General features: G+C 29.2%; 39 protein-coding genes and 1 pseudogene. All 40 read left to right on the top strand.

Annotation, left to right across the window (positions count from 1 at the left end; genetic code table 11):
- Positions 1-8 precede the first annotated feature (8 nt).
- The 40 genes and pseudogenes from RYM86_RS00300 (at position 9) to RYM86_RS00105 (ending at position 23,365) form a co-directional block, all read left to right on the top strand.
- On the top strand, positions 9-818 hold the full coding sequence (locus RYM86_RS00300; RefSeq protein WP_315076296.1) for a phage replisome organizer N-terminal domain-containing protein: 810 nt from the start codon (positions 9-11) through the stop codon (positions 816-818).
- A complete protein-coding gene (locus RYM86_RS00295; RefSeq protein WP_315076294.1) occupies positions 819-1,151 on the top strand; it encodes a glucose-1-phosphatase in 333 nt (110 codons plus the stop codon).
- Complete coding sequence (locus tag RYM86_RS00290; RefSeq protein ID WP_315076290.1) at positions 1,148-1,462, top strand: MazG nucleotide pyrophosphohydrolase domain-containing protein; 315 nt, start codon at positions 1,148-1,150, stop codon at positions 1,460-1,462. Before RYM86_RS00295 ends, RYM86_RS00290 begins: the two co-directional genes overlap by 4 nt.
- Complete coding sequence (locus RYM86_RS00285) at positions 1,449-2,225, top strand: hypothetical protein (RefSeq protein ID WP_315076287.1); 777 nt, start codon at positions 1,449-1,451, stop codon at positions 2,223-2,225. The genes RYM86_RS00290 and RYM86_RS00285 overlap by 14 nt, the downstream gene beginning before the upstream one ends.
- 8 nt (positions 2,226-2,233) lie before the next feature.
- A complete protein-coding gene (locus RYM86_RS00280; protein ID WP_315076285.1) occupies positions 2,234-2,629 on the top strand; it encodes a hypothetical protein in 396 nt (131 codons plus the stop codon).
- Positions 2,622-3,038: a single-stranded DNA-binding protein gene (locus RYM86_RS00275; protein WP_315076283.1), complete on the top strand. Its 417-nt coding sequence runs from the start codon at positions 2,622-2,624 to the stop codon at positions 3,036-3,038. Before RYM86_RS00280 ends, RYM86_RS00275 begins: the two co-directional genes overlap by 8 nt.
- A gap of 98 nt (positions 3,039-3,136) precedes the next feature.
- Positions 3,137-3,388 carry a hypothetical protein gene (locus RYM86_RS00270; protein WP_315076281.1) on the top strand — a complete coding sequence of 84 codons (252 nt, stop codon included), beginning with the start codon at positions 3,137-3,139 and terminating at the stop codon, positions 3,386-3,388.
- Entirely contained in the window at positions 3,388-3,633 is a 246-nt protein-coding gene (locus RYM86_RS00265; protein ID WP_315076278.1) for a hypothetical protein, read from the top strand. The genes RYM86_RS00270 and RYM86_RS00265 overlap by 1 nt, the downstream gene beginning before the upstream one ends.
- Before the next feature lie 19 nt (positions 3,634-3,652).
- Positions 3,653-3,838 (top strand): hypothetical protein, encoded by a 186-nt coding sequence (locus RYM86_RS00260; RefSeq protein WP_315076276.1) that lies wholly within the window; start codon positions 3,653-3,655, stop codon positions 3,836-3,838.
- A gap of 20 nt (positions 3,839-3,858) precedes the next feature.
- Positions 3,859-4,059 carry a hypothetical protein gene (locus RYM86_RS00255; protein WP_315076274.1) on the top strand — a complete coding sequence of 67 codons (201 nt, stop codon included), beginning with the start codon at positions 3,859-3,861 and terminating at the stop codon, positions 4,057-4,059.
- On the top strand, positions 4,059-4,694 hold the full coding sequence (locus RYM86_RS00250) for a hypothetical protein (protein WP_315076272.1): 636 nt from the start codon (positions 4,059-4,061) through the stop codon (positions 4,692-4,694). Before RYM86_RS00255 ends, RYM86_RS00250 begins: the two co-directional genes overlap by 1 nt.
- 102 nt (positions 4,695-4,796) lie before the next feature.
- Entirely contained in the window at positions 4,797-5,084 is a 288-nt protein-coding gene (locus tag RYM86_RS00245; protein ID WP_315076270.1) for a hypothetical protein, read from the top strand.
- A 26-nt stretch (positions 5,085-5,110) separates the two neighbouring features.
- Positions 5,111-5,461 carry a hypothetical protein gene (locus RYM86_RS00240; protein ID WP_315076269.1) on the top strand — a complete coding sequence of 117 codons (351 nt, stop codon included), beginning with the start codon at positions 5,111-5,113 and terminating at the stop codon, positions 5,459-5,461.
- 6 nt (positions 5,462-5,467) lie between these two features.
- A complete protein-coding gene (locus RYM86_RS00235; protein ID WP_315076266.1) occupies positions 5,468-5,716 on the top strand; it encodes a hypothetical protein in 249 nt (82 codons plus the stop codon).
- 42 nt (positions 5,717-5,758) lie between these two features.
- A complete protein-coding gene (locus RYM86_RS00230; protein WP_315076263.1) occupies positions 5,759-6,664 on the top strand; it encodes a DNA cytosine methyltransferase in 906 nt (301 codons plus the stop codon).
- A gap of 50 nt (positions 6,665-6,714) precedes the next feature.
- Positions 6,715-6,855: a hypothetical protein gene (locus RYM86_RS00225; protein WP_315076261.1), complete on the top strand. Its 141-nt coding sequence runs from the start codon at positions 6,715-6,717 to the stop codon at positions 6,853-6,855.
- A 46-nt stretch (positions 6,856-6,901) separates the two neighbouring features.
- On the top strand, positions 6,902-7,225 hold the full coding sequence (locus RYM86_RS00220; protein WP_315076259.1) for a hypothetical protein: 324 nt from the start codon (positions 6,902-6,904) through the stop codon (positions 7,223-7,225).
- Between the two features lie 77 nt (positions 7,226-7,302).
- Positions 7,303-7,632 carry a hypothetical protein gene (locus RYM86_RS00215; protein ID WP_315076257.1) on the top strand — a complete coding sequence of 110 codons (330 nt, stop codon included), beginning with the start codon at positions 7,303-7,305 and terminating at the stop codon, positions 7,630-7,632.
- 80 nt (positions 7,633-7,712) lie between these two features.
- Positions 7,713-8,297, top strand: coding sequence for a DNA methyltransferase (locus RYM86_RS00210; RefSeq protein ID WP_315076255.1), 585 nt, complete (start codon positions 7,713-7,715; stop codon positions 8,295-8,297).
- 90 nt (positions 8,298-8,387) lie between these two features.
- Positions 8,388-9,134 carry a hypothetical protein gene (locus tag RYM86_RS00205; RefSeq protein ID WP_315076253.1) on the top strand — a complete coding sequence of 249 codons (747 nt, stop codon included), beginning with the start codon at positions 8,388-8,390 and terminating at the stop codon, positions 9,132-9,134.
- A gap of 106 nt (positions 9,135-9,240) precedes the next feature.
- A complete protein-coding gene (locus RYM86_RS00200) occupies positions 9,241-9,537 on the top strand; it encodes a hypothetical protein (RefSeq protein ID WP_315076251.1) in 297 nt (98 codons plus the stop codon).
- A gap of 45 nt (positions 9,538-9,582) precedes the next feature.
- The gene (locus tag RYM86_RS00195) at positions 9,583-9,888 is read left to right on the top strand and encodes a hypothetical protein (RefSeq protein WP_315076248.1); all 306 of its coding nucleotides are present in this window, start codon (positions 9,583-9,585) and stop codon (positions 9,886-9,888) included.
- A gap of 99 nt (positions 9,889-9,987) precedes the next feature.
- Complete coding sequence (locus RYM86_RS00190; RefSeq protein ID WP_315076245.1) at positions 9,988-10,224, top strand: hypothetical protein; 237 nt, start codon at positions 9,988-9,990, stop codon at positions 10,222-10,224.
- Between the two features lie 204 nt (positions 10,225-10,428).
- A complete protein-coding gene (locus RYM86_RS00185; RefSeq protein ID WP_315076243.1) occupies positions 10,429-11,298 on the top strand; it encodes a phosphoadenosine phosphosulfate reductase family protein in 870 nt (289 codons plus the stop codon).
- A 35-nt stretch (positions 11,299-11,333) separates the two neighbouring features.
- A pseudogene (locus RYM86_RS00180) lies at positions 11,334-12,341 on the top strand (tyrosine-type recombinase/integrase).
- A gap of 22 nt (positions 12,342-12,363) precedes the next feature.
- Complete coding sequence (locus RYM86_RS00175; protein ID WP_315076241.1) at positions 12,364-13,395, top strand: nucleoid-associated protein; 1,032 nt, start codon at positions 12,364-12,366, stop codon at positions 13,393-13,395.
- 90 nt (positions 13,396-13,485) lie between these two features.
- Positions 13,486-14,199 carry an ORF6C domain-containing protein gene (locus RYM86_RS00170; protein ID WP_315076240.1) on the top strand — a complete coding sequence of 238 codons (714 nt, stop codon included), beginning with the start codon at positions 13,486-13,488 and terminating at the stop codon, positions 14,197-14,199.
- A gap of 12 nt (positions 14,200-14,211) precedes the next feature.
- Complete coding sequence (locus RYM86_RS00165; protein WP_315076239.1) at positions 14,212-14,727, top strand: hypothetical protein; 516 nt, start codon at positions 14,212-14,214, stop codon at positions 14,725-14,727.
- A gap of 76 nt (positions 14,728-14,803) precedes the next feature.
- Positions 14,804-15,118, top strand: coding sequence for a hypothetical protein (locus RYM86_RS00160; RefSeq protein ID WP_315076237.1), 315 nt, complete (start codon positions 14,804-14,806; stop codon positions 15,116-15,118).
- 12 nt (positions 15,119-15,130) lie between these two features.
- Positions 15,131-15,667 (top strand): sigma-70 family RNA polymerase sigma factor, encoded by a 537-nt coding sequence (locus tag RYM86_RS00155; protein ID WP_315076236.1) that lies wholly within the window; start codon positions 15,131-15,133, stop codon positions 15,665-15,667.
- A gap of 73 nt (positions 15,668-15,740) precedes the next feature.
- A complete protein-coding gene (locus RYM86_RS00150) occupies positions 15,741-16,079 on the top strand; it encodes a hypothetical protein (RefSeq protein ID WP_315076234.1) in 339 nt (112 codons plus the stop codon).
- Positions 16,080-16,313: 234 nt separating this feature from the next.
- Positions 16,314-17,330, top strand: coding sequence for a DNA cytosine methyltransferase (locus tag RYM86_RS00145; protein WP_315076232.1), 1,017 nt, complete (start codon positions 16,314-16,316; stop codon positions 17,328-17,330).
- Positions 17,331-17,430: 100 nt separating this feature from the next.
- On the top strand, positions 17,431-17,598 hold the full coding sequence (locus tag RYM86_RS00140) for a hypothetical protein (protein WP_315076230.1): 168 nt from the start codon (positions 17,431-17,433) through the stop codon (positions 17,596-17,598).
- A gap of 1 nt (position 17,599) precedes the next feature.
- Entirely contained in the window at positions 17,600-17,758 is a 159-nt protein-coding gene (locus tag RYM86_RS00135; protein WP_315076228.1) for a hypothetical protein, read from the top strand.
- Between the two features lie 10 nt (positions 17,759-17,768).
- Positions 17,769-17,939: a hypothetical protein gene (locus RYM86_RS00130; RefSeq protein WP_315076227.1), complete on the top strand. Its 171-nt coding sequence runs from the start codon at positions 17,769-17,771 to the stop codon at positions 17,937-17,939.
- A gap of 40 nt (positions 17,940-17,979) precedes the next feature.
- Positions 17,980-18,882: a terminase small subunit gene (locus RYM86_RS00125; protein ID WP_315076226.1), complete on the top strand. Its 903-nt coding sequence runs from the start codon at positions 17,980-17,982 to the stop codon at positions 18,880-18,882.
- Between the two features lie 2 nt (positions 18,883-18,884).
- Positions 18,885-20,237, top strand: a complete 1,353-nt coding sequence (locus tag RYM86_RS00120; protein WP_315076224.1) for a PBSX family phage terminase large subunit — start codon at positions 18,885-18,887, stop codon at positions 20,235-20,237.
- Positions 20,237-21,742 carry a phage portal protein gene (locus tag RYM86_RS00115; RefSeq protein ID WP_315076222.1) on the top strand — a complete coding sequence of 502 codons (1,506 nt, stop codon included), beginning with the start codon at positions 20,237-20,239 and terminating at the stop codon, positions 21,740-21,742. The genes RYM86_RS00120 and RYM86_RS00115 overlap by 1 nt, the downstream gene beginning before the upstream one ends.
- 11 nt (positions 21,743-21,753) lie before the next feature.
- Positions 21,754-22,767 (top strand): hypothetical protein, encoded by a 1,014-nt coding sequence (locus RYM86_RS00110; RefSeq protein WP_315076219.1) that lies wholly within the window; start codon positions 21,754-21,756, stop codon positions 22,765-22,767.
- A gap of 211 nt (positions 22,768-22,978) precedes the next feature.
- Positions 22,979-23,365: a hypothetical protein gene (locus RYM86_RS00105; protein WP_315076217.1), complete on the top strand. Its 387-nt coding sequence runs from the start codon at positions 22,979-22,981 to the stop codon at positions 23,363-23,365.
- Positions 23,366-23,371: the final 6 nt, after the last annotated feature.

The raw sequence follows: 23,371 nt of genomic DNA, 5'->3' as shown, positions 1-23,371 counted from the left end.
TAGCAGAAATGGCTAAATATGAAAAAGATAGAAAATTTTACTGGTTGCAATTGAAAGAAGATTTTTTTGAAGAAGGAGCTATAGATTGGCTAGAAGAACAGGAAAATGGAATAGCATATAGTCATTTTTATTTAAAACTTTGTTTAAAGTCTTTAAGAAATGATGGAATATTGATAAGAAAAGTTGGAAGTGTATTGATACCATATGATGCTAAAAAGCTATCTGAAATTACTAAAACTGATTTAGATACAGTTATAGTAGCTATGGAACTTCTAAAAAAAATAGGATTAATCCAAATATTTTCAACCGGAGAAATTTATCTTACCCAAGTTGAAAATATGATAGGTTCAAAATCTATAGGAGCTTTTAAAAAGCAACAACAAAGACAGTTAAAAAAAGAAAATGATGAAGCATGTCTACCTGGAAGTACAAGCAGTGGACAAATGTCTGAAAAGTGTCCACCAGAAATAGAACAAGAAATAGAACAAGAAATAGAACAAGAAATAGAACAACAACAAGATATAGAAGAAATTCTAAATAAAAATTTCAATAATCAAGATATAGAATTTATAAAAAAATATTGTATAGAAAATAATGTTGTTGTTGATGCTGTTGTTGAAAAACTTCAAATAATAAATCATATGAAAACAGTTAGAAATAAAGTTGGAGCATTATTAACAGCTATAAAAGAAGACTGGAAGGCATCAAAATCACAAAATAATTCAATTTCAGTTCGTGGATTTAATAACTTTGAAGCAAGAGATTATGATTATGACGATTTAGAAAAGAAATTATTAAGTTGGGAGAATGAGAAATAAATGAATGTAGAAAAGACTAGAGAAAATTTACATTTAAAGATAGATCAATTTGGCAGAGGAAGTGAAGAGGTCCAAAAAGCTAGTGAGGAAATGGACCAAAAGGTTTTAGAAGAAATGTTAAAACAAAATCCAAAGATAGAAAATAACTATCTTAAGAGAGTTATAAAAGCTAAAGATATTCAAATATCTAATTTGCAAAATGAATTAAGTAATAGGGAACAAAGGATAAGAGAACTTATAGAGATAGCAGTTAGGAATGTAGAAGCTGGATTGACTATACAAAGTGCATTAAAAGCTATGCAAATAATCGCTGTGAAAGAAGGGATTTTATGATATTAAATTTCATGCAGCTAGGTAAAAACATTAAAACTAAAGAAGACAACGAAAAAGACAACTGGGAGTCTATAAGAAAAAAACTTAAAGAAGAATATAGAGAACTTGATGAAGCAATAGAAGAGAGCGATCTATGTCATATAGCGGAAGAGGTCCAAGATTTAATTCAAGTATGTATAAGAGTTCTAGTTCTATTAGTAAAGAAAAATATGAACTTAGTTGAATTAAACAGGAGACATAACAAGAAACTTGTTAATAGAGGATGGCAAGTTATAAAAGCTATTGGAGTGTTATGGAATGAAGATGAATAATATGCTTTCGCTAGATAAGAAATTAGAGCTTTGGGAAAAATCATTACCACAAGAAGAATTAGTCTTATTAACTTATGCAATTAAAAACGAGGTTAAAAAGCTTGATGAGCTAATAAATAGCACATTAGATAATTGCTACGGAGCAGCAATAGGAGATTATACGGATTTAAGCATAGAAGGAATCAAAAAAATTATTAAAAGAGCTTATGACTATATGGAAGATAGTAAAGAATTTATAAAAGAAAGTGGGATGGATTGGATGAATAAAATAGAGAAATTCGAGAAAGATGTAAAGCAATTTTTAAGAAAGGAAATGACAGCAGGTACATTAAAATCAGATGCTATAACAAAAGCTAAGAAGAAGTTTGATATTCCAGCTAAGGATATTTCAAATCTTTGGTTAATTATTAAGGAAGAAGAGTATCCAGAAAAATGTATTAACTTTGGAAACAACAAAGAAAAGGGGAAAATGCTTAAAAAGGCTTATACAGAAGTTGAAAAAGAAAGCAATGCAATTACACCTAAAGAGGTGGAAAAGCCTATAGAAATTAACAAGAAGACTATTCAACATGAACACAAAATAATATCTAAAGAAACAGTTGTTGAGGCTAAATTTGGAGTATATAAGATAAGTTTGAATGGTGTACAAGCTAATAAAGAGTATTTTAAAGATGTAGAAGCATTAGAAGCTTATAAACATGAAGAATTAAAAGCGTTTAATGCTAGGATAGATGAAATTAAAACAATGTTTGATTATATGTAGGTGATTTTATGGCTAAGTATGGAACTTGTGAAGTGTGCGGAATTAATGGAATAGTAACAGAGCATCACAAAATAAAAAGAAGTCAACAACCTGCATTAATTAAATGCAAAATGAATCTAATAGATTTATGTGAGAAGTGCCATTATTCAATACATCATGGAAGAGATGGACACGATTTAGATGAAACAATAAAATTACAATTTCAAAATTATTTAGAGATTGTGTTTAATAAAGATTATTTTAGCAGAGTAGAAGTACAGACTATACTAGATATTAATTCTAAGTCTACAGATAGGCTATTAAAGACGTTAAAACAATATAAAGGTCTATTCGCTAGAGAAGATATTGTAAGAGCAAGCATGGGCGGAAAATTAATAATATTGGAGGAATACAAAAATGAATAAAGCAGTTCTTATCGGAAGATTAACAAAGGATCCAGAACTAAGATTTACTCCTGGGGCTGGAACAGCAGTAACTACCTTAACATTAGCAGTTGATAAGTATAATTCTAAATCTGGTCAAAAAGAAGCGGATTTTGTACCTGTAGTTGTATGGGGAAAACAAGCTGAAAGTACTGCGAATTACATGACTAAGGGTAGCCAAATGGCTATAAGTGGTAGAATTCAAACAAGAAATTATGAAGCAAAAGACGGTACTAAGAGATATGTTACTGAAGTAGTTGCTACAGAAGTTCAGTTTTTAAGTAAGTCAAATACTTCAGGAGGTTCAAATAATTCATCTAATAATCCGTTTGATAATATGAATTTTGAAGAAGATTTAACTCCAGTAGATGATGGGGACATGCCGTTTTAATTTTACAATAGTCAGATATTGCGTAGTAAATAATTGACTTGAAACAAAGAAATAAGAGAATGAGTTGACAGAATAAAACAAAGGGAGGAAATAAGAAAATGGCAAGAATAAATGAGTTATTTAAAAAGTTAAAAGATTTAACTGGATATAGTTATGAAATGATAGTCAAAGAATTTGGAGTATCAAAGCAGCATATATACAGCTCCTTTGGTAATTATTCATTAACTTATTCTAATTCAAATAAATTTATGGCTTTAAAGATAACTGATATAAAAATCAAAGAGCACCAGGCGGAAATTGAAAAGCTAGAAAATTTCAAGAAAGAAATTATGGAAAGTGAAGTGGAGTAATGATTGAATTAAAATTTTATTTTAAATTAGGTAAAGAACTTAAAATGGCAATAGATGAAAATGGCAATTATGGAGAAGTATTTTCTTGCTGTACATTAACAGTAGAAAAGCCACCTACAGATGAACAAATGAAAAAGCTTGAAGAAGGATATAGCAAGGCAATAGCTGGACAAGTTAAGGGCGAACTTAAGTATATAACTCCAATATCAAAAGAAGAATATGAGGAAAATGTTGACGAAGACTAGTCAGAAAGGACGAAGAAAGATGAATAAATTTCAAAAAGTAGCTTATCAAATAGCTAGAGATGATGCTAAGAAAGAAATTTACAAAGGTCAATCTGTAATTAAAAGAAGTAGATTAGGCTATTCAGTCTTTGCAAGAAATAAAGATTCATGGCCATATGAAAAATGTGTTGATTTCAAAAACAGGTCAAAAAGTAAAAGCTGGTAGTCAGAAAGGGTGTAGATGCAATGAAAGATAAGCTAATAGTATTGAATGCAGCTATTAAAACTAAGCTAGGATTATGCTGCAGTAAAGGCTGTTTTCATAGAGCAGTAGTAGATGTAAATTTGCCACAAGTAAATGTTAAAAGATGTTTATGTGATAAGCATCTTAAGGAATTACAGAAAAATTTATCAGGTGGAACTTTAGTTATGGAGGTAGAGCAATAATGAAACCAATTTTATTTAACACAGCAATGGTTCAAGCTATATTGGACGGTAGAAAGACTTGTACTAGAAGAGTAATTAAGAGAACTCCAAGTAATGATGAACCCTGTGGATATGGACTTTGGAAAGAGTTTAACGAAAGAGATAATATCTGGTATATCAAAGATTATACTCATGGATGTGTATGGTGGCAACTAGATGAATATATAAATAGATTTAGTAAATTTCATGTTGGAGATGTACTTTATGTAAGAGAAACATGGAAGCAGTATAAGAAAAGAATAGGACAAGGTGAGCATTGTTGTTTAGCACAGTTTTATGGATATAAAGCTGATGAAGATAATCCTAATAATCCAAGTGAATTTTATGAAGGTAATTGGAAACCATCAATTCATATGCCGAAAGATGCAGCAAGAATATTTCTTAAGGTCACTGATGTGAGAGTTGAAAGACTTCAAGATATTGATTGCGAAACGGTACAGAGGGAAGGAATAAAAGCTTGTGAGCACTGGTTAATGGAATGGAAGGATTTATGGGATAGTACATTAAGAAAAGACCAGTTGGAACAGTACGAATTTAATGCTAATCCTTATGTTTGGGTAATTGAATTTGAAAGGTGTGATAAACCAAATGAGTGATAATGTTGAAAAAGCAGTAGATCAAATTGTTAACCTACTACAGCACAGAGTAGAAAAATTAAAAGATAGAATTACAGAAGTTTGTGAAAGTGAGGCAGAGTAATGAGTGATGTTTCAATTCTAGGATTTACAGAAACGTATCCAAAAATTAATTTAAAATTTAAAGAAAATAAAAAGCAAGATTATGATTTGGTGATATTAGGGTTATATATAGAAAAATGCAAAGATGGATTTAAGGTTAAGAAAATATATAAGACAAGCAAGCAAGGAACAAAAGTAAAATATGAAGCTATAAAAGATAAAAATGATTTTGCTGATTATATAGAAAAAGTTAAAAAATTAGTAGACATACACAATAAGGAATATAGCACAAAATTGAAACTTAGTTAGTTCAGAATATAAAGGAATTGATTTTAATGAATAAAAAATCAGATTTGGAGCAATTAAATTTCTTTGCAAAAGATGAAGTACAAGAAAAGCCAAAGATAATTCCACCATATGATGCAACCATATGCGATAAATGCTTATGTAGTAAGTGTATGAAAAATTGTGAAACTCATGTTTCTAATACAACTGTAGAAGAAGCACGAACGTTAAAAGAACCGTGTTGGAATTGTGACGAATGTTATTTCTATGGAATGGATGATCCTACATTAAGTCAAAGCATAGTTAGATTTGAATGTGATGAATTTAAAATGAGTAAATATTATATTGACCTGTATGCAAGGAATCAGAGAAGAAAATTAAAAATAATAAAAGAGAGGTAGAGAGTAATGATTAAAGGCATAAAGACATTTACAGCAAAACCATTAGATGCTGAAGTTATAAAGAAACAATTGAATGATAGTAAAAAGCAATTAACAGTAAAGGATATTAGAGAGTTTATAGAAGATTTACCTGATGATATGAAAGTATTCATTGTTAGTGATGATGATATGCCAATACGTAAGCTGGTTGATATTACAAGCGAAGTAAGAACTGGTTATTATTCAGAATTATATTTAGATACAGTTGAATGCTAATACACAATATGTAGATTTAACGAACAATAGTGAGGTGATTAAGTGGTACAAATATTAGAGCTATTTGGTGGGATAGGAAGCCCACGAATAGCATTAAGAAACTTAGGAATAGATGTTAAGGCAATAGATTATGTTGAGATAGATGAAAAGGCAGTAAGAAGTTACAACGCAATGTTTGAGAAAGATTTGGCATACAAGACACAATCAGTTGTAAATTATAATCTTAAGCCTGATATTCTTATACATGGTTCGCCTTGCCAAAGTTTTTCCATAGCAGGAAAACAAGAAGGAGCAGACGAAGGCTCTGGAACGGAAAGCAGTTTAATGTGGGAAACAATCCATATAATACAGCAGATGGGAATGTGGAAGCCACGAATTGTTATATGGGAGAATGTTAAAAATGTACTTAGTAAACATATGAAACATCATTTTAATAAGTACCTGGATGAAATGCAGAAATTAGGATATACAAGTAGATATGATGTACTAAATGCTATGGATTTTGGATTACCACAGAATAGAAATAGAGTTTTTACAATAAGTTGTTTAGATGGAACGCTATTCAATTTTGAAACATTAGAAAGAAGTCCAATGAGAAATATATCTGAATTTCTTGAAAGCAATGTATCAGAAGAATATGAGGTAACACAGCCAAGCATTTTAAGGGGAATAGGGGCTAAAGGGGTTAATAGAGCAACAGTTATAAAGGATTATGCCTATACAATAACAGAAAGACAGGATAGATGTCCTGCACAAGTTATTGATTTAGGTAATGGAAAATATAGATTTCTTACAGATTTAGAGTGCTGGAGGTTGCAAGGATATGAAGATGAAGATTATTGCAATGCAGCTAAAGTGAATAACAGACGAGCATTATATAAACAATCTGGTAATAGTATTCCAGTAACCATATTTGAAAGCATATTTAAACAAATATTAGCAAGTTAAATATTCGCAATACTACTATTTATACATTGTAAAGTTATGAGGTGAAATTTATGAAAGCTAAAAAGTTAGTAAAAGAATTAAATAAGCTAATTGAAAAATATGGAGAAAATATTGATGTACAAACATTTAGTTGTCAATTAGGGATATATAAAGAATGTGATGAAGTTAGCAGAATTAATATTAAAGATTGATTCACATTTCTAATATTGTAAAAAGGACGGAGAAAGGAAATAAAAAATGATTGATGTTAATGAAGTTAAAAATAAAACTATAGGTGAAGTAATGAAAGTAATTGACGGAGATGGGTTTGTAGTTATTACAAAAGATAGTGTCAATTATTACAAAAATGAAGATAATAAAAGTGAAGTTGATGAAACAAGAGAATACTTTAAAATTAAGGCTAAATATGATTTTCAAGATCAATTTGACAATGTGAGATTAATTGCCAATAAAGAATATAATCTTATCAACGAAGATGATGAAGCTTATACAACCGTTGATGAATTAGGAAAAACAATTAGGTTAGGGAAAGAACATTTTTATTATGTTCCAGAAGAATAATTCTACGCAATACTTTAATGAGTTGCCGAGGTCGGCAAAATGTAAATTTTGCGAATCAAATTTAAGGAGGAATCTTTATGGAAAGATTGGATAAAAAAGAAGTATTACCAACGTTAGAAAGTTTACTTGAAAAAATTGAAAAAGGTGAAGTAGAAGTTCTTCAATATGAAAAGGATGCATTAAAACAAGTTATAGAACAATATGAAACAAAAGAACGTCCTATGAGTGCATACTTCGATTTAGAAGATTGGCTATATAACAAAGGTGGAAAGGATAAACCGATTGAAATTAAATCTGCTATTGTATGGGGTGGATTATGGATAGTGAAAAACATGGGTTGTATTGATTGGGATAGCATGAGAAATATGTATGGTGAATTTATGAGTAAGCAAATGAATTTGCGATAGTTCGCAATACTAAGTTCTGGTGCTGACATTAATGTCGGGAGCAAACTGTAGAAAGTGCGTACTAACTAGGGGGTGAGAATATGGAGCAATTAGATACTCCAATATATACAGTTCATCAAGGAAGAAATTCAGGATTAATAAAAAGTGTTGCGGAGTTATATTTCAATGAAGGCGATAAAATTGCAGATGTTACTTATGGCAAAGGTGTCTTTTGGAGAGAAATAGACTTAAGTAAATATGAGGTAGTTGGAACTGACTTAAAAACTGGTACAGATTTTAGGGACTTGCCATATAAAGATAATTCATTTAACCATAGTGTAATAGATCCACCGTATGCAAGAATTACAAATTTAAAAGGTATGGTGGATTGCTATAACACAACTAGATTTACAACTCATGAAGAGATAATAAAGCTTTATGAAGATGGATTGAAAGAACTTGTTAGAATAACTAAAGAGGATGGATATATTCTTTGTAAATGCCAAGATGAAATATGCGGAGGTAAGCAAAGATGGAGCCATATAGAGATATTAGATATAGCAAATAAATTAGGATTATATGCTAAAGACTTATTTATATTAGTGAATAGTAGTAAGCCTAAACCAATTCATAAGCAGCAACATGCAAGAAAAACACATAGCTATTTATGGATTTTTCAAAAATAGTAAATATAAATTGATCTTTGAAAATTGAATAGTGCGGTGTAATAAACTATGGTAATATATTGTTATAACTGGAAATGAGGAGGGGGATTCATGATTCCTGATAGATTTACAATAGGGCAGAATTTAGATCCTGAAATGAAAGTTTACAGGTATATGAGCTTAAAACAATTCATGCATTTTATTGAAAATAACAAAACTTATTTGACTAGAATATCATCATGGGATGATACATGGGAAGCACCAACAATAAAATTACCAACGCAACTTGATGATAGTAAAATATCTAAAGCAGGATATTCTTCAGGAATTGACTTATTTGCTCAGTGTTGGACAAGTAAAAAAGAATCAGATGCAATGTGGAGGATATATTCTACTTCTAAGGATGGTATCAAGATTGGAACTACTATAAAGAAGTTTGAATTGTTAGAAGGACCTAAACATTATGCAGTTGATAAAATTTTTTATTATAAAAAATTAATTGATGGTTTGAATTATTGTAATGAACGTGGTTCGGTTAATCCGATTTTTAGGGAAGGGTTAATTAAGCGAGATGAGTTTGAACATGAGCAAGAAGTACGATTAATAACTTTAAATGCTCCAAATATGTTAGAGAAAGAAGTAAAGTATGGAGAAAACCACCTAGAACTTAATTTAAACGCAAAAGACTTTATAGAGGAAATAGTTGTTGATCCAAGAGCAGAAGAATATTATGTAAAAACAATTAAAACATATTGTAAAAGAGCAGGAATTGAAGTTATTCCTAAAAAATCTGATTTATATAGAGAAGATATATTTGAACAGACACAATTAGTTCGAAAATGGATTACAGTTAAATAAATAATAAAGTTTTAGATACCGCATTATTCAAAAATGAATTTGCGGTATTTTTTGTTGTACAAGTAATACGCAATACTAAGTAGGTGTAAAGGAAGGTTGAAGTAAAATGAAGATAATAAGAGCAAATAGGGGAACGGGGAAAACTACTGAATTAGTGAAACGTTCAAATAAGGAATGGAAATATATTATTTGTAAAGATAGGCAACGTGTAGAGGTTATTGTAAAAACATCAAATAAATTGGGATTAGATATACCATTTCCAATAACAGTATCAGAACTACCATTAAGAAGTTCATTTATTAAAAGTGTATTAATAGATGATATTGAAGATGTACTTCAATATATAATTGGTAAAAAAGTTGATTGTGTTACTACATCATGTGAAATAGAGAGAATAGAATAAGCTACAATATACTAAGAACAGATGTAGAAAAGGAGAGTTAAAGAAATGGTTGATTTTATTGGAAAAGTAGTAAAGGTAGACTTTGCAAGTAACGAATATGTTGTGATCATGTCTAAAGTTAATAAGAAAAATGAATATAACAAAGATTATATTTTAGTTAATTATGATGATTTCAGCAAGTATTTGAAAGAAAATAAATCAAGTATGTATGTTATTGATGACATTATTAGTTTATGTGAGATTAGAAGATTTAATTATATAGGAATTAAGCCACCATTTATTACAACAGGAAGATATTTTGATATTGATAAATTTATGGCAGTGGAAATTTCAGAAGAAAAATATGAATAAAGCAATATAACAAATGAATAGGGAGTAGATGCTTACTACACTATTGTCTTAAGTATCTATTCTCAATAAATAATCAATTTCACAAAAGGAAGTATGAATATGGAAGAGATAAAAAGAATTCCTAATAAAATTTATATAGGGGAATTTGTAATAACCTTTAGTTATGAAACTAAAAAAGGATATTACAGAGAACAACAAAGAAAAATATCTGCTACTGATAAATCAGTTGCAGAATGGAACTTCAATGTTTGGGCAAATAAGCAAAGAACTATGACTAATGTAAAAATTCTAGGAATAGTTGAGAACAAAAATAATTCTAAAATTATAGATGTTTAGAATTATAATTCAATTCAATCAAATCCTGGTAACCCAGGTTGCATAGTAATTATTAAGTTAGCCACTTTATAATTGTGAAAAAAGATATGAGTTAAAGCGTAAAATGCACTCTCCTTTATGGATAGGAACTCCTTACTATAAGTAAGCAAGCCTAAATAACCATTTCCTTATAGACTAGGCAATTTAGTTTATAGGGTGATTGGATTGGTAAAAAGCAATATATCAATTTTAGGTGTAAGAACTAGAGTTGATTATCAGCCTTTGGTGTGCACAACTACATTAGAAGCTAAATCAATAATGCGATTTAAAGAATTTCAAAATAGAGATCCTAACAGAACATCAATATTAGCATTTAGTGGCGGAAAAGACAGCATAGCAATTTACATGTTAGCTGTAAGAAGTGGAATTAAATTTATTCCAATATATTCACCAACAAGTGTGGATCCACCAGAATTAATTTATTTTATTAGAGAGTTTAACATTTGGGCAGAGAAAAATGGTTATCCATTAGTAAAATTTAAAAAATATAATGAGTGGAAAAGTGGACCATTAAAAGGGAAACAAAAAACTATGTGGAGCTTATTAGCTAATAGAGCATTGCCGCCTACACGAGTTGCTAGATATTGTTGTGATGAACTAAAAGAAAGAACAGGAGAAAAAGGAGATACAGTTTTTACAGGAGTTAGATGGGAAGAAAGTAAAAACAGAAGAGAACAACAAATGGTTAATTTTTACAAAGGTAAAATAATGGTTAGACCTATAGTAGATTGGTCAGAGATAGAAGTTTGGAGCTATATTATTCAAAATAATATTCCTTATTGTAAATTATATGACCAAGGATTTAACAGAATAGGTTGTATTGGATGTCCTTTAAGTAGTAACCAAAGAAAAGAATTAGCTTTATATCCTAATTATAAAAGGCTTTATATAAGGGCATTTAATCATATGCTTGAATATAGAAAAAATAAAGGAATGGAAACTGAATGGAAAACTGGAGAAGAAATTTATAGATGGTGGATAGGTGAAAGTAAAGCTAAGAGAAAAGAGATAGAAGGCCAATGTAGTATGTTTTAAAATCTAAAGATAATTTAAGCAGGGAGGAAGAAAGAATGAGCAATCTGAACGAAGAAGTAAGCATAAAGCTAGTGGGAAAATTAACATTGTTATTACCTTTTTTAGAGCATAAATTGGATTTACAACTAGAAGTTAAGAAAACTATAGATGAGACTTTGTATAACTATGAAGTACAAACTAAGTGTACAGATTTAGTTTGTAGCGATATAGAGGAAAAGGCTCAATTATATCTTGCTTGCAAAAGATTGGAAGGTTTAAGTAGTAAAACATTATATAATTACAGATTGTTTCTTAATAAGTTAGATCAATATTTTACTAAACCATGCAGCACGATTTCAACAATGGACTTGAGAATGTTCTTAGCTCTATTGGGCAAAGGAAAGCAACCTAGTACTGTTAATGGATATATAACTTGTTTAAAAAACTTCTTTGGATGGTTGCAAAATGAGGAATATATAATAAAAAACCCTGCTTTTAAATTAAAACAAGCTAAAGTTCCTAAAGTTATTCTTGAAGGATACAAAGCTGAGAACTTAGAGAAATTAAGAGAAGCTTGCAGAACAGAAAGAGAAAAGGCACTGTTTGAATTGCTAGATAGTACAGCCTGTAGAATAAGTGAAATACAAAACATTAAATTACAAGATATCAATTGGCATGAAAAATCTATAAAAGTTACTGGAAAAGGCAATAAGCAGAGAATTGTATATTTTTCAACTAGAGCTAAATTAGCATTAGAAAAATATTTGCAAGATAGAGATGATGATAATAATTCATTATTTATAAGTGAAAAATTTCATAATCGAACTTTAGGGGTTAGATCCCTTCAAAAAACAATAAAAAAGATTAAAGAACGTTAAGGAGTAACAGAAAGAGTTCATGCACATAAATTTAGAAGGACTCAAGCAACACGATTGCTAAATCAAGGAATGAGAATTGAAGGAGTACAAGGCATATTGGGACATACTACTCCAACTACAACTCAAATTTATGCCCAATTGAGTCAGGAGAATCTTAAAAATGAATATAGAAGATTAGTAGTTTAATTAACTTTTAGGAGGAAAAACAATGGAATATATAAATGACATTAATATAAATCAAGCTGTAATTCATGTATTAGATAGAAATGCAGCAGAACCAGTTTTAAATGAATTTACTTTAGAACTAAATGAGGAAGTGTATAAGTTTCTATTAAAGCATATAGAGAAGTGTCTTAAAGATGATGAACTTAAATATGCAAAATTTAATTCAGGTACTAGCTTAGTAAAGGAAACTATAAAAGATTATCTAAATGGAATAGATGATGATTTTATAGGATTATCTAAAAGTTTAGCAAAGCAAATGTTTGCGATTATGCAAATGGATGAAAGCATAGATTCATGTGATTTAATAATAGTTTCCATAATTACAGATCAAGGGCCTATGATTGGAATTTTAAAACTTGACTATGTAAAGAATTTTACTCATGAAATTCAATTTATAGATGAAAAAATAGGGGTAGGAATAGTACAACAAACAGCAGGACTTCCTGGAAGTGGTCAAAAAATTGAAAAAGCTGCTTTTATAAAACCTTTTAGAGAAGATGATTTATTTAATCTTTATGTACTAGACAAGAAAAAGAGGACAAAGGAAGATACAGAGTTAGGAATTAATTATTTATTAGCAGATTATCTGTACTCAACACTTATAACTAATGAAAGAGATAATACAAAGAATTTTATAAATAATTCTGAGACTTGGATAAGAAAAAATGTGCAAAGTGCAGAGGATCAACAAAAAATAAGAGATTCTTTTAAAAATAAAGTTATAGAAGAGGACATTATAAATATAGAAGAAGTTGCAAAAGAAGTATTAAAAGAACCAGGAGCCGCAGACAATTTTAAAGTGTATATGGCTGGAAGTTGTGAAGAAGAATTTGGAGTAGACAAGACTTATGTTGAGAAGAAAGTTAAAAAAGTAAGACTTAATATAGACAGAGAAATATATATATATATATCAAACGCAGCCTATAATGACCAGGATAAATTCGATATAGTTCCTAACGGTGATGGAAGTGTGAATATGATAATTAAAAATGTTATGAGCTATATAGAAAAGTAAAAAAACTAAATATGAGAGTATAAAAATTCTACGATACTAGTTTTGTATTATCATATGATAATTAATTGATAATAGGAGGGAGAAAAATAAATGAGTAATATACAAATATTTAATAATGAAAATTTAAAGTTAAAAGTTAGAACAATTCAAAATGGTGATGGAAGTATTTCAATTAATGCTGAGGATACTGCAATAGGATTTGGATGGTATGAAGAAAAAGCTGGGAAGATATATCCAAGATGGAGAACAATCAACGGGTATATTAAGGAATTTGGATTTTCGCAAGATGTTGCGAAAGATGATTATATTCCAGAAAGTTTATTCTATATGTTGGGAATGAAAGCAAATAATAAAGCAGCACAAGATTTCCAAAAGTGGTTAGCAACAGAAGTTATTCCTTCTGTAAGAAAAACAGGATCATATCAACTTCCTAAAATATCTAAGGAATTACAAGCCATTTTTATGATAGATGGAAAGCAACAAAGGCTAGAAAATGAAGTAAAGGACCTAAAAGATAATATGCCATTATTCAATATAGACTGCGAAGAACTTCAAAAAGCAGTTAAAAAGAAGGCGGTTAAATGTTTGGGAGGATATAACAGGAAAGCTTATTATGATAAATCATTAAGAGCTAGAGTATTTGGAGATATACAAAGAGAGATAAAAAGACAGTTTGAAGTTAATAGCTATAAAGCAATAAAAAGGAGTCAATTGGAGATAGCCAAGGAAATAGTAGATAAATATGAAGTACCATTTGTTCTTAAAGATGAAATAACATTAGTAAATAATCAAATAGCTATGTAAGAAGGTGAGAAAGTGATATTAGCAATAGATCCAGGAAATATAGAAAGTGGATATGTAATTGTAGGTGAAAATTTAGAAATATGGGACAAAGGAAAAGTTAGTAATTATGATTTAATACACATTATTAATGATTGTATCATGTCAGAATATGAGAAAAGAAATGAAAATATAAATATTGCTATTGAAATGATAGCTTCTTATGGAATGCCAGTAGGTGTAGAAGTATTTGAAACTTGCGTATGGATAGGTAGATTTAAGCAAGAACTAATTAGATTAGGATGTACAGAAGAAGATATAAAATACATCTATCGAAAAGATGAAAAATTAAATTTATGTCAAAGCATGAAAGCAAATGATGCAACAATTAAACAAGCTTTAGTAGATAGATTTGCAAAGGGACAAAAGAATTATGGAAAAGGTACTAAAAAAGAACCAGGATTCTTCTATGGATTTAAAGCTGATATTTGGGCAGCATATGCAGTTGCAGTTACTTATCATGACATTTATATAAAACAAACTTGCAAATAAAAACAGAATTACAAGGCACGGTACAAACTTAATTGCAAGTAGACATGCCTTAGTAATTCAAAGAAGGAGGGATTGTATGAATGAGTTAAATTGTAAATTCATACAAGAAGAAGATCTAAAAGTATATAGTGATATTTTATCTAGGTTTAAAATGCTAAATGATAATGATTATGCAGAAGCATTCAGACTTCATCAAGAAGCATTAATGGCATACGAAAGATGGAGCTATATCTTCTATGAAATAAGAACAAGTGAAAAGCGTGGGATACCTAAAGATGTTCCACTTAAAGATAGAATTAAACATATGTTAGATATAGTTGAGTGGATTTATACAAGTAGTAGAACGGTATTTGTAAAAGGAAAAAATGATTTAAATTCAAAGGGATATTAGGAGGTCTAGCCTATGGGAAAAGAAGAAAATATATACATTTCTAAAGATGTATATAAAAAAGTAGAAGAAACATTAGAGGGATATTATTCAGATAAGATTGAAATGAGAAATATGAAATCTGAAATTGAACAGTTAGAAAAAAATATAAGGGAAACCAAAGAAAATATAGCAACAACTAACGTAAATATAGATTATCACCAAAGTGGAATAGGCATAAGTGAAAGAGTTCAAACATCAAGCGCTGGTACAAGCTATGCAGAAAAAGCGATAATGGATGCTATTGATAAATTAGAGAAGGAGCTATCTTATTATATAAGAAGATTAAACAAGCTAAAGGGAAAAGTAAGAAGGATAAGATTACAGAATAACAGAATCGAACAAAATATAGGAATGTTAACAAATGAGCTTCAGTTATTTTTAAAATATAAATATCAAGATAAATTATCTATTCCACAAATAGCTATGAAACTTAATTATAGTGATGCTACAGCAAGTAGGAGAAGAAGTGAACTAGTATTAAATGTGGCCCGATTTATGCATTGGATTTAGATATATAAGACTTAAATTAATCCAGTTGTTGTGTAAAATGCAACAACTGGAAATGTAGATAGGAGGAATAAAATTGAATAAAAGTAATATAGATTCAATTATAAGAGCGTGGAAAACTGATGATAGAAAAATTTTTATTGATGAAAGTAATATAGAAAATTTTATAAAAGATATATTATCAGACGTTGAAAAAAATCAAAAAGAGATTTTAGAAGATAAAGAAAACCATATAAGAGGATTAGCTGCTAACTGTGATGAATTAGAAAAACAATTAAATGATGCAAAACGTTTTTCAAGGCACCAAGCAGCAATGATAAAAACATTAAAAGAGGAAAATGAAAATTTAAAAGACGAGACATTAAAACAAGATGAATATAGACAAGTTATAAAAACAATAGCAAAGTTAATTTAATGATAAGAAGTTGAAAGAAAGTTGACAGTAAACATAAACGTAAAAGAGATATAATAATAAGTAAGAGGTATCCAGTAAAGCGTGACCCCTTATTTATAAGATACCTTTGGTTATTATTATATAACCTCTCATAAATTCTCAATACCCTTTTATATTAGAAAGATACCTATAAATGTATAGGTATCTTTTAATTTACAAATGATTAATCAAAAATAAATATGAAGGAGAACAATAATGATAAAAATATTAAGTTTATTTAGTGGAATAGGAGCATTTGAAAAAGCATTAGAAAATTTAGATATAAATTATGAGTTAGTAAATTATTGTGAAATAGATAAATTTGCAAGCTATGCTTATAGTTTATTACATGATGTTAAAGAAGAAATGAATTTAGGTGATATATCTAAAGTTGATACAAATAATATAGGAGAGTTTGATTTAATGACATATGGTTTTCCATGCCAAGATATTTCTTTGGCCGGTAAAAAAAGAGGAATAATTGCTGGACAAACAAGATCAGGTCTTTTATATGAAGCATTAAGAATTATAGCAGATAAAAAGCCTAAATATGCTGTAGCTGAAAATGTTAAAAATTTAGTAAGTAAGATGTTCATTGATGATTTCAATAATATGTTAAAAGAGTTAGACGAGTTAGGATATAACTCATATTGGAAAGTACTTAATAGTAAAGATTATGGAAGCCCACAAAGTAGAGAAAGAGTTTTTATAGTATCTATTAGAAAGGACATTGATAATAAGACATTTAAATTTCCAGAACCACTAAATGAAGTAAAAATATTAAATGATATAACTGAAAAATCTAATATAGATGAAAAGTATTACTGTAAAGATAATAGTTATATTAAAAAATTCATATCAAATATAAATAGAAAGATAGTAGATTTTAAAGAACCTTCTAAATTTGGTTTAGTTAGAGTAGGTAAAATAAACAATCCTAATATGCTACAAATGAACCAAAGAGTATTTTCAACAGAAGGATGTTCTCCTACTATAGTTACTGGAAGTGATAGTATACCTAAAATAGTTCAATGTAGAGTTAGAAAGCTAACACCATTAGAAACATGGAGGGCAACAGGATTTACAGACAAGGATTATTGGAATGTAAGAAAGGGATTAGAAGATAAATTTTATAATGGAAAAGACAGATCAGACACCCAAATGTATAAAATGGCAGGAAATAGTATTGTTGCTGATGTGATGAAAAATGTATTTAAAGAATTATTCAAATAACAATCAGATTGATTTAAATTAGTAAAAATAAAATTATAAGTTAAGAGCTCTAGAAATAGGGTTCTTTTTTTATTCAATGAAACAGAAAGAGGTGAGAAAGATGAACGTAAAATGCTACACAAGATGGAAAGGAAAAGAACTAAGATGTTTATGTAAGAAAGATAATCCAGGATGTGATAGATATAAAAGTTGTGAAGAAGAAAGAGTAACATTAGATCAATATAAAGGAATAAGAGAATGTATGGAAAATAGTGAGAGGAGAAGATAAAATGATAGCTCCATTAGAAAATCCATGTATGGAATGCTGTTTTGGCTGTAAGAAATATAAAACAGCAAAAGAAATGAAAAGTAAGTGTGAAACTTATAAAGAACGTAATAGGATAATTAAGAGGGAAATATATAAATCTAAAAAGGAAAGAAGGTTATAAATTGTATGTAATGACACTACTTGTTATAGGAGTAGCAATAACACATATATTAAATATAATTGAGTGTGCTAAGAAAATAAAAAACAATAATAATAAATTAATAAGCTTTGCATCAGCTATTTTAAGTATAGTAGTTGAATGTTTAGCTTATTTTTATTTAGCAACAGTTTATATTATATGAAAGTAATAATATGGGCAGAGCGAGGTGGTGATAATGAGATATGGCTAGAGAAAAGAATCCAAAGATAGAAGAAGCACATGAACTTTATAAAAAAGGTTACAAGCTTATAGATATATCTAAAAAATTAGAAACAGCTGAAAGTACTATAAGAGTATGGAAGAATAGATATAATTGGGATGATAAAAATAATGAAACGTTACAAAATAAAAAGCGAAACGTTACAAAAAAGAAATGTAACAAAAAGCAGAATAAAAGTAATGATTATAAAGAGCCTATTGCAGAAGTTAAAGAAGTCATGGAGAATGAAGAACTTAACGATAAGCAAAGGCTCTTTTGCGTTATATACTCTAAGTGTTTTAATGCTACTAAGGCATACCAAAAAGTTTATAAATGTACTTATGAGACTGCAATGGTTAATGGAAGTAATCTACTAAGAAACACTAAGATAAAAGAACAAATAGATAAACTAACAGAAATTAACCTAAATAAAGAAGCATTAAAAAGAGGTGTTATACAAAAATACATTGATATAGCTTTCGCAGATATAGGTGACTATGTTAAGTTTGGTAAGAAATACAGACCAGCATGGACTAAAGATAAGGATGGAAAAGATATACCAGTTATGGATCCAAACACAGGAGAACAAAAAATCAAAGAATATAATTATTTAGATTTAAAAGAAAGTACTCTAGTAGATACAGCATTAATAGGTGAAGTATCTGAGGGCAAGGATGGTATTAAATTCAAATTAGCAGATAAGATGAAGGCATTAGACTTTTTAACTAAACATTGTAACCTATTATCTGATGAAGAAAAGATTCAACTTGATATTGAGAATAAGAAGCTACAAAATGTTAAGCTACAAGCTGAAACGGAAAAGATAAAGGGCAAAGATAAGGATGAACAAATAAATATAGTAATCAAAAGAAAAGAGCGTGATTAAGCATGGACATTGAAAGAGAGATTAATCCACACTTTGAAGATTATATATTTAATTGGGATTATAAATTTTACTTTCTTGTTGGTGGTTATGGATCAAGCAAATCATATAATACTGCATTTAAAATTATTCTTAAGCTATTAGAAGAGAAAAGAACAGCATTAGTAGTTAGAGAAGTATATGACACTATGAGAGATTCATGTTATTCGTTGTTAGAAGAAATTATAACTGAAATGGAACTTGATGATGTTATTCAATGTAAGACTTCACCAATGCAGATAAGGTTTCCTAATGGTAGCAAGATAATATTTAAAGGTATGGATAAACCAGCTAAGTTGAAATCAATAAACAATGTTTCTATTGTATGGATTGAAGAATGTTCAGAGGTTAAATATGAAGGATTTAAGGAATTATTAGGAAGATTAAGACATCCAACATTAAAGTTACACATGATATTAACTACTAATCCAGTATCAAAAAGCAACTGGTGCTATAAGTATTTCTTTATAGATAAAAAGAGGAAACTCTTTGCGTTGGATGATAAGGAACTATACAAAAAAAGAATAATTATAAAGAATAACACATATTATCATCACTCATTAGCAGATGATAATTATTTTTTGCCCAAATCTTATATATTGCAGCTTGATGATTTAAAATCTCATGATGAAGATTTGTGGAGAATTGCAAGAAAAGGTCAGTTTGGTGTTAATGGATTAAAAGTATTACCGCAGTTTGAAAAGAAACAACACTTTGAGGTTTTAAATATGATGCATAGTACTAAGAAACTAATATCTAGAGTTGGAATGGACTTTGGATTTGAAAAATCCTACAATGCATTAATTAGATTAGCAATAGATGATGATAATAAAATATTGTATATTTATTGGCAATATTATAAAAACCACATGACAGATGATAGAACATCAGTTGAAATAGAAGAGTTTAAAGGTACTCAAGAGTTAATAAGAGCAGATAGTGCAGAACCTAAGACTATTAAATATTATAGGCAAGAAGGTTTCAACATGAGAGGTGTTCCAAAACCACCAGGAAGTAGATTACAAAATACTAAGAAAGTAAAGAGATTCAAAAAGATAATTTGTTCTGAAGATTGCACAGATGTTATTGATGAATTAGAAGATTTAACGTATGCAGTTGATAAAGATGGAGAAATAATTGAGGATGAATTCAGTATAGATCCACATACATTTAGTGCTATTTGGTATGCATTAGATGGATATGAGGTATCTAATCTTAAAGAACACAAATATGACGATTCAGTATATGAAAAAGGAAAAGGAGTTGTTGCAAAAAATGCAACTACTGATCCATATGGAAGAGGAGGAACAGTATTTTAATGGAACAACAAGCAAAGAATATAAGAGATACATTATTAAAGCTGCCTGACAATGAAATAGCAGAAAGAAAAAGAGTTTTTGTTGATTATTATTTTTACAAGGGTAAATCTATAGATTTAAATAAAGCAAAACAAAATCCAGCTTTATACGGTCAAAACTGGCCAATAGATGATAATGTTGATTATGAACCTACACAAGATATTAGAAATAAAGTCAAGCCATTGCTTAAGAAACAAGCACGTTGGATGTTTGGCAAGAAACCTACACTTATATTTAAAGCTGATGATTTGAAGGATAAAGAGAAGTGTGAAGAGTTAAGGAAGTTTATAGAGGATGTATTTGAATATAATAGCTTTTGGAATAATACTAGAAAAGCTTTCTTAGAAGCAACTATAAAGAAAAGAGCACTTCTAAGAGCAGAAGCTAATCCAGGACAACCTATTACAATCAAATATGAGAGTATAGAGAATTTCTTTTATAAAGAGAAGAATGGAAAGTTACTGAAAGCTATCTTCTTTGAAGAAGATGAAATGAATGTTTATAGAGAAGAGGATAAGGACAAGATTTATTATCTTCATACTTATTATTATAAAGTTGATGAAAATACTAAGGCACTTCAAGCTTGGTACAGAAAAGAAATTTATAAGAATACAGATTTAATAGAAACAGTTGAGTATGACACAGGATTTTCTATTATTCCCTGTTGGCTTATAAGAAACGGCGGGGAATTGAATAATACCTTTGGTGAAAGTGATATAACTGACTTAAGAGATCCGCAAAATCAATACAATAAAAGAAATTCAGATTTTGATGATGCTTTAAGGTTTCAAATGTTTGGTACTGAAACTATAGTAGATGGAAAAGAAGAGGATGTAAATAAATTAAATGTTGCACCAGGAGCATTACATGCTATAAGAACATCTGATGAAGCACTAGCAGGAGGAAAACAAGCTACTATTCAAAGACAAGAATATAATATAGGCAATAGTGAAGCAATAAATTCTTTTTTAGATAGAGCAGATAGCGACATGAAAGAAACTTTAGATATGCCTAAGATAAGTGATTTAAATAACATACCATCATCAAAAGCTATGATTTACTTGTACAATGACTTAATTGCTAGAATGGAAGAGAAGTTTAATGATTGGGAAAAGCCTTTATTATCTTTAATAAATTTTATTATAGAAGTAGGTTCTGTATGTTATCCAGGTATATTTAATAAAGCATGGATTAATTTGAAATATACTAAGCTCATAAAACAAAACTATCCTATTCCTAATGATTTAGGCGAAAAGAAAAAGCTTGCAATGGATGAAGTAGATAGCAATGTTAGAAGTAGAAAATCTTATATTAAAGAGTTTTCGGATGAAGAGGATGATGAAAAAGCGTTTGATGAAATATTAGAAGAGACTGCTTTATTAAATCAAGCACAAGATACGCTGATTAATGGAACTAATAGTGATATAGATAATATAGACAATGAATTAGAAGCTGATGAAGAATAGTGGTGAAAACTATGAATTCTTATAAAAAGAAAATACTTGAAGCTAGAAAACAAGTACTTAAATTAACACTTGCACAAGAAAAACAGGTAATAGAAATATATAGTAAAGCTGCAAGCAAACTTATTGATGATATACTTGATATGCCAGATAGTAGAACTAAAACACATAAAATAGATTGCGCTAAGATAATCAATAATTATACTAAAGAACTGTATGAAAATCTTAACAATAATATTCTAGAAAATACTTGGGAAAGTTCTTATATACAAAGAAAGGTAATATTAGATTTTGCAGATCAAGTTGCACCCAATAGACATATAAGTGATAGACTAAAGAATAATATTACAAAAATATCTGATAATGCTGTAAGAACACTTATATCTGGAGGATATTATGAAGATGGCAAAACACTTAGTAAAAGACTATGGAATATTACAAAAGAAAATGGAAAAAACATTGATACTCTAATAAAAACGAATATTGCTAGTGGTGCAAATGTAAGAACTCTAGCAAATGAGTTAGAGAAGTATGTTAATCCTAAAAAAAGAATTGTAAGTAAGAGTTTTAAAGCAGGGATAAATAGTTATAAAATTTCTTATAATGCACAAAGATTAGCAAGGACAAGTATCACTCATGCCGCTGCAGAAACACAAATTCAAAATGCAAAAAAGAATCCCTTTAGTTTAGGATTAAAATGGAATTTGAGTGCCAGTCATTCTGCACGTATGCATGGAAAACAAGATGAATGTGATGATAGAGAAGGAAAAGTATATAAGCCTAATGAGACACCACTTCAACATCCTAATTGCTTATGTTTCTTTACAGAAGAAGTATCGGACATAGATGATGCAATAGCAAAGATTAATAAATGGGTAGATGGTGGAAACAATGAAGAATTAGATAAATGGTGCGAAGGATATGACAGGACTAACAAAGAAGAAGTTAAGCCTATTAAACAGAATGTAAAAGTTAATGGGAAAGATGGTACAATGCAAGTTAAAGTTCCTAAGAATGAAGAAAAATGAGAAGAAAATGAGAAAAAGTTGAGAATATATAATAAAAATATATGGTAAAATAAAGATAGTGAGAAATATGATTAAGCGCTTGAAGTAATTCAGGTGCTTTTTTCATGCTCAAAAAGTAGAAAGGCAATACAGGACAAGTTACTATATTGCCGACAGTCTACTCTACTTTATGAAATATGAACATAAAATAAAAAGGAGTTGGGTGGAATTAATGTTAAGTGGAAATGAAGTTAAATTATCAACATATACCAGTTTGAGAATTAATGGTGTTAAAGCTGGCACAAATGTGAAGTCTATAATCCTCAAAGATAGAGATAAGATAAGCAAAGGCATTATAGTAATGTACGACATAGACGAAGAGAAAACCAAAGAACATTTTAGGAAAGAAGACTTTTATAAACTTTTAGGAAGAGGATTTACACTCGAAGTTAAAGATAATGATCCGGACTGTAGCATTAATAATATTATTACAATATCAAAATGTTTTATGAATGAATGTGGAACAGTTATATCAGCAGGAGAAATAAGATTATTTGTATGTAAGTTTACATATTTAAAAGAAAATAAAAAAGTAGAAAAGTATAAAAATAGGAAGTGATAATTT

The organism is uncultured Clostridium sp. (assembly GCF_963527835.1).
Lineage (GTDB): Bacteria > Bacillota > Clostridia > Clostridiales > Clostridiaceae > Clostridium.
The sequence above is the reverse complement of the archived record's forward strand: the minus strand, read 5'-3'. Positions and strand labels throughout refer to the sequence as shown.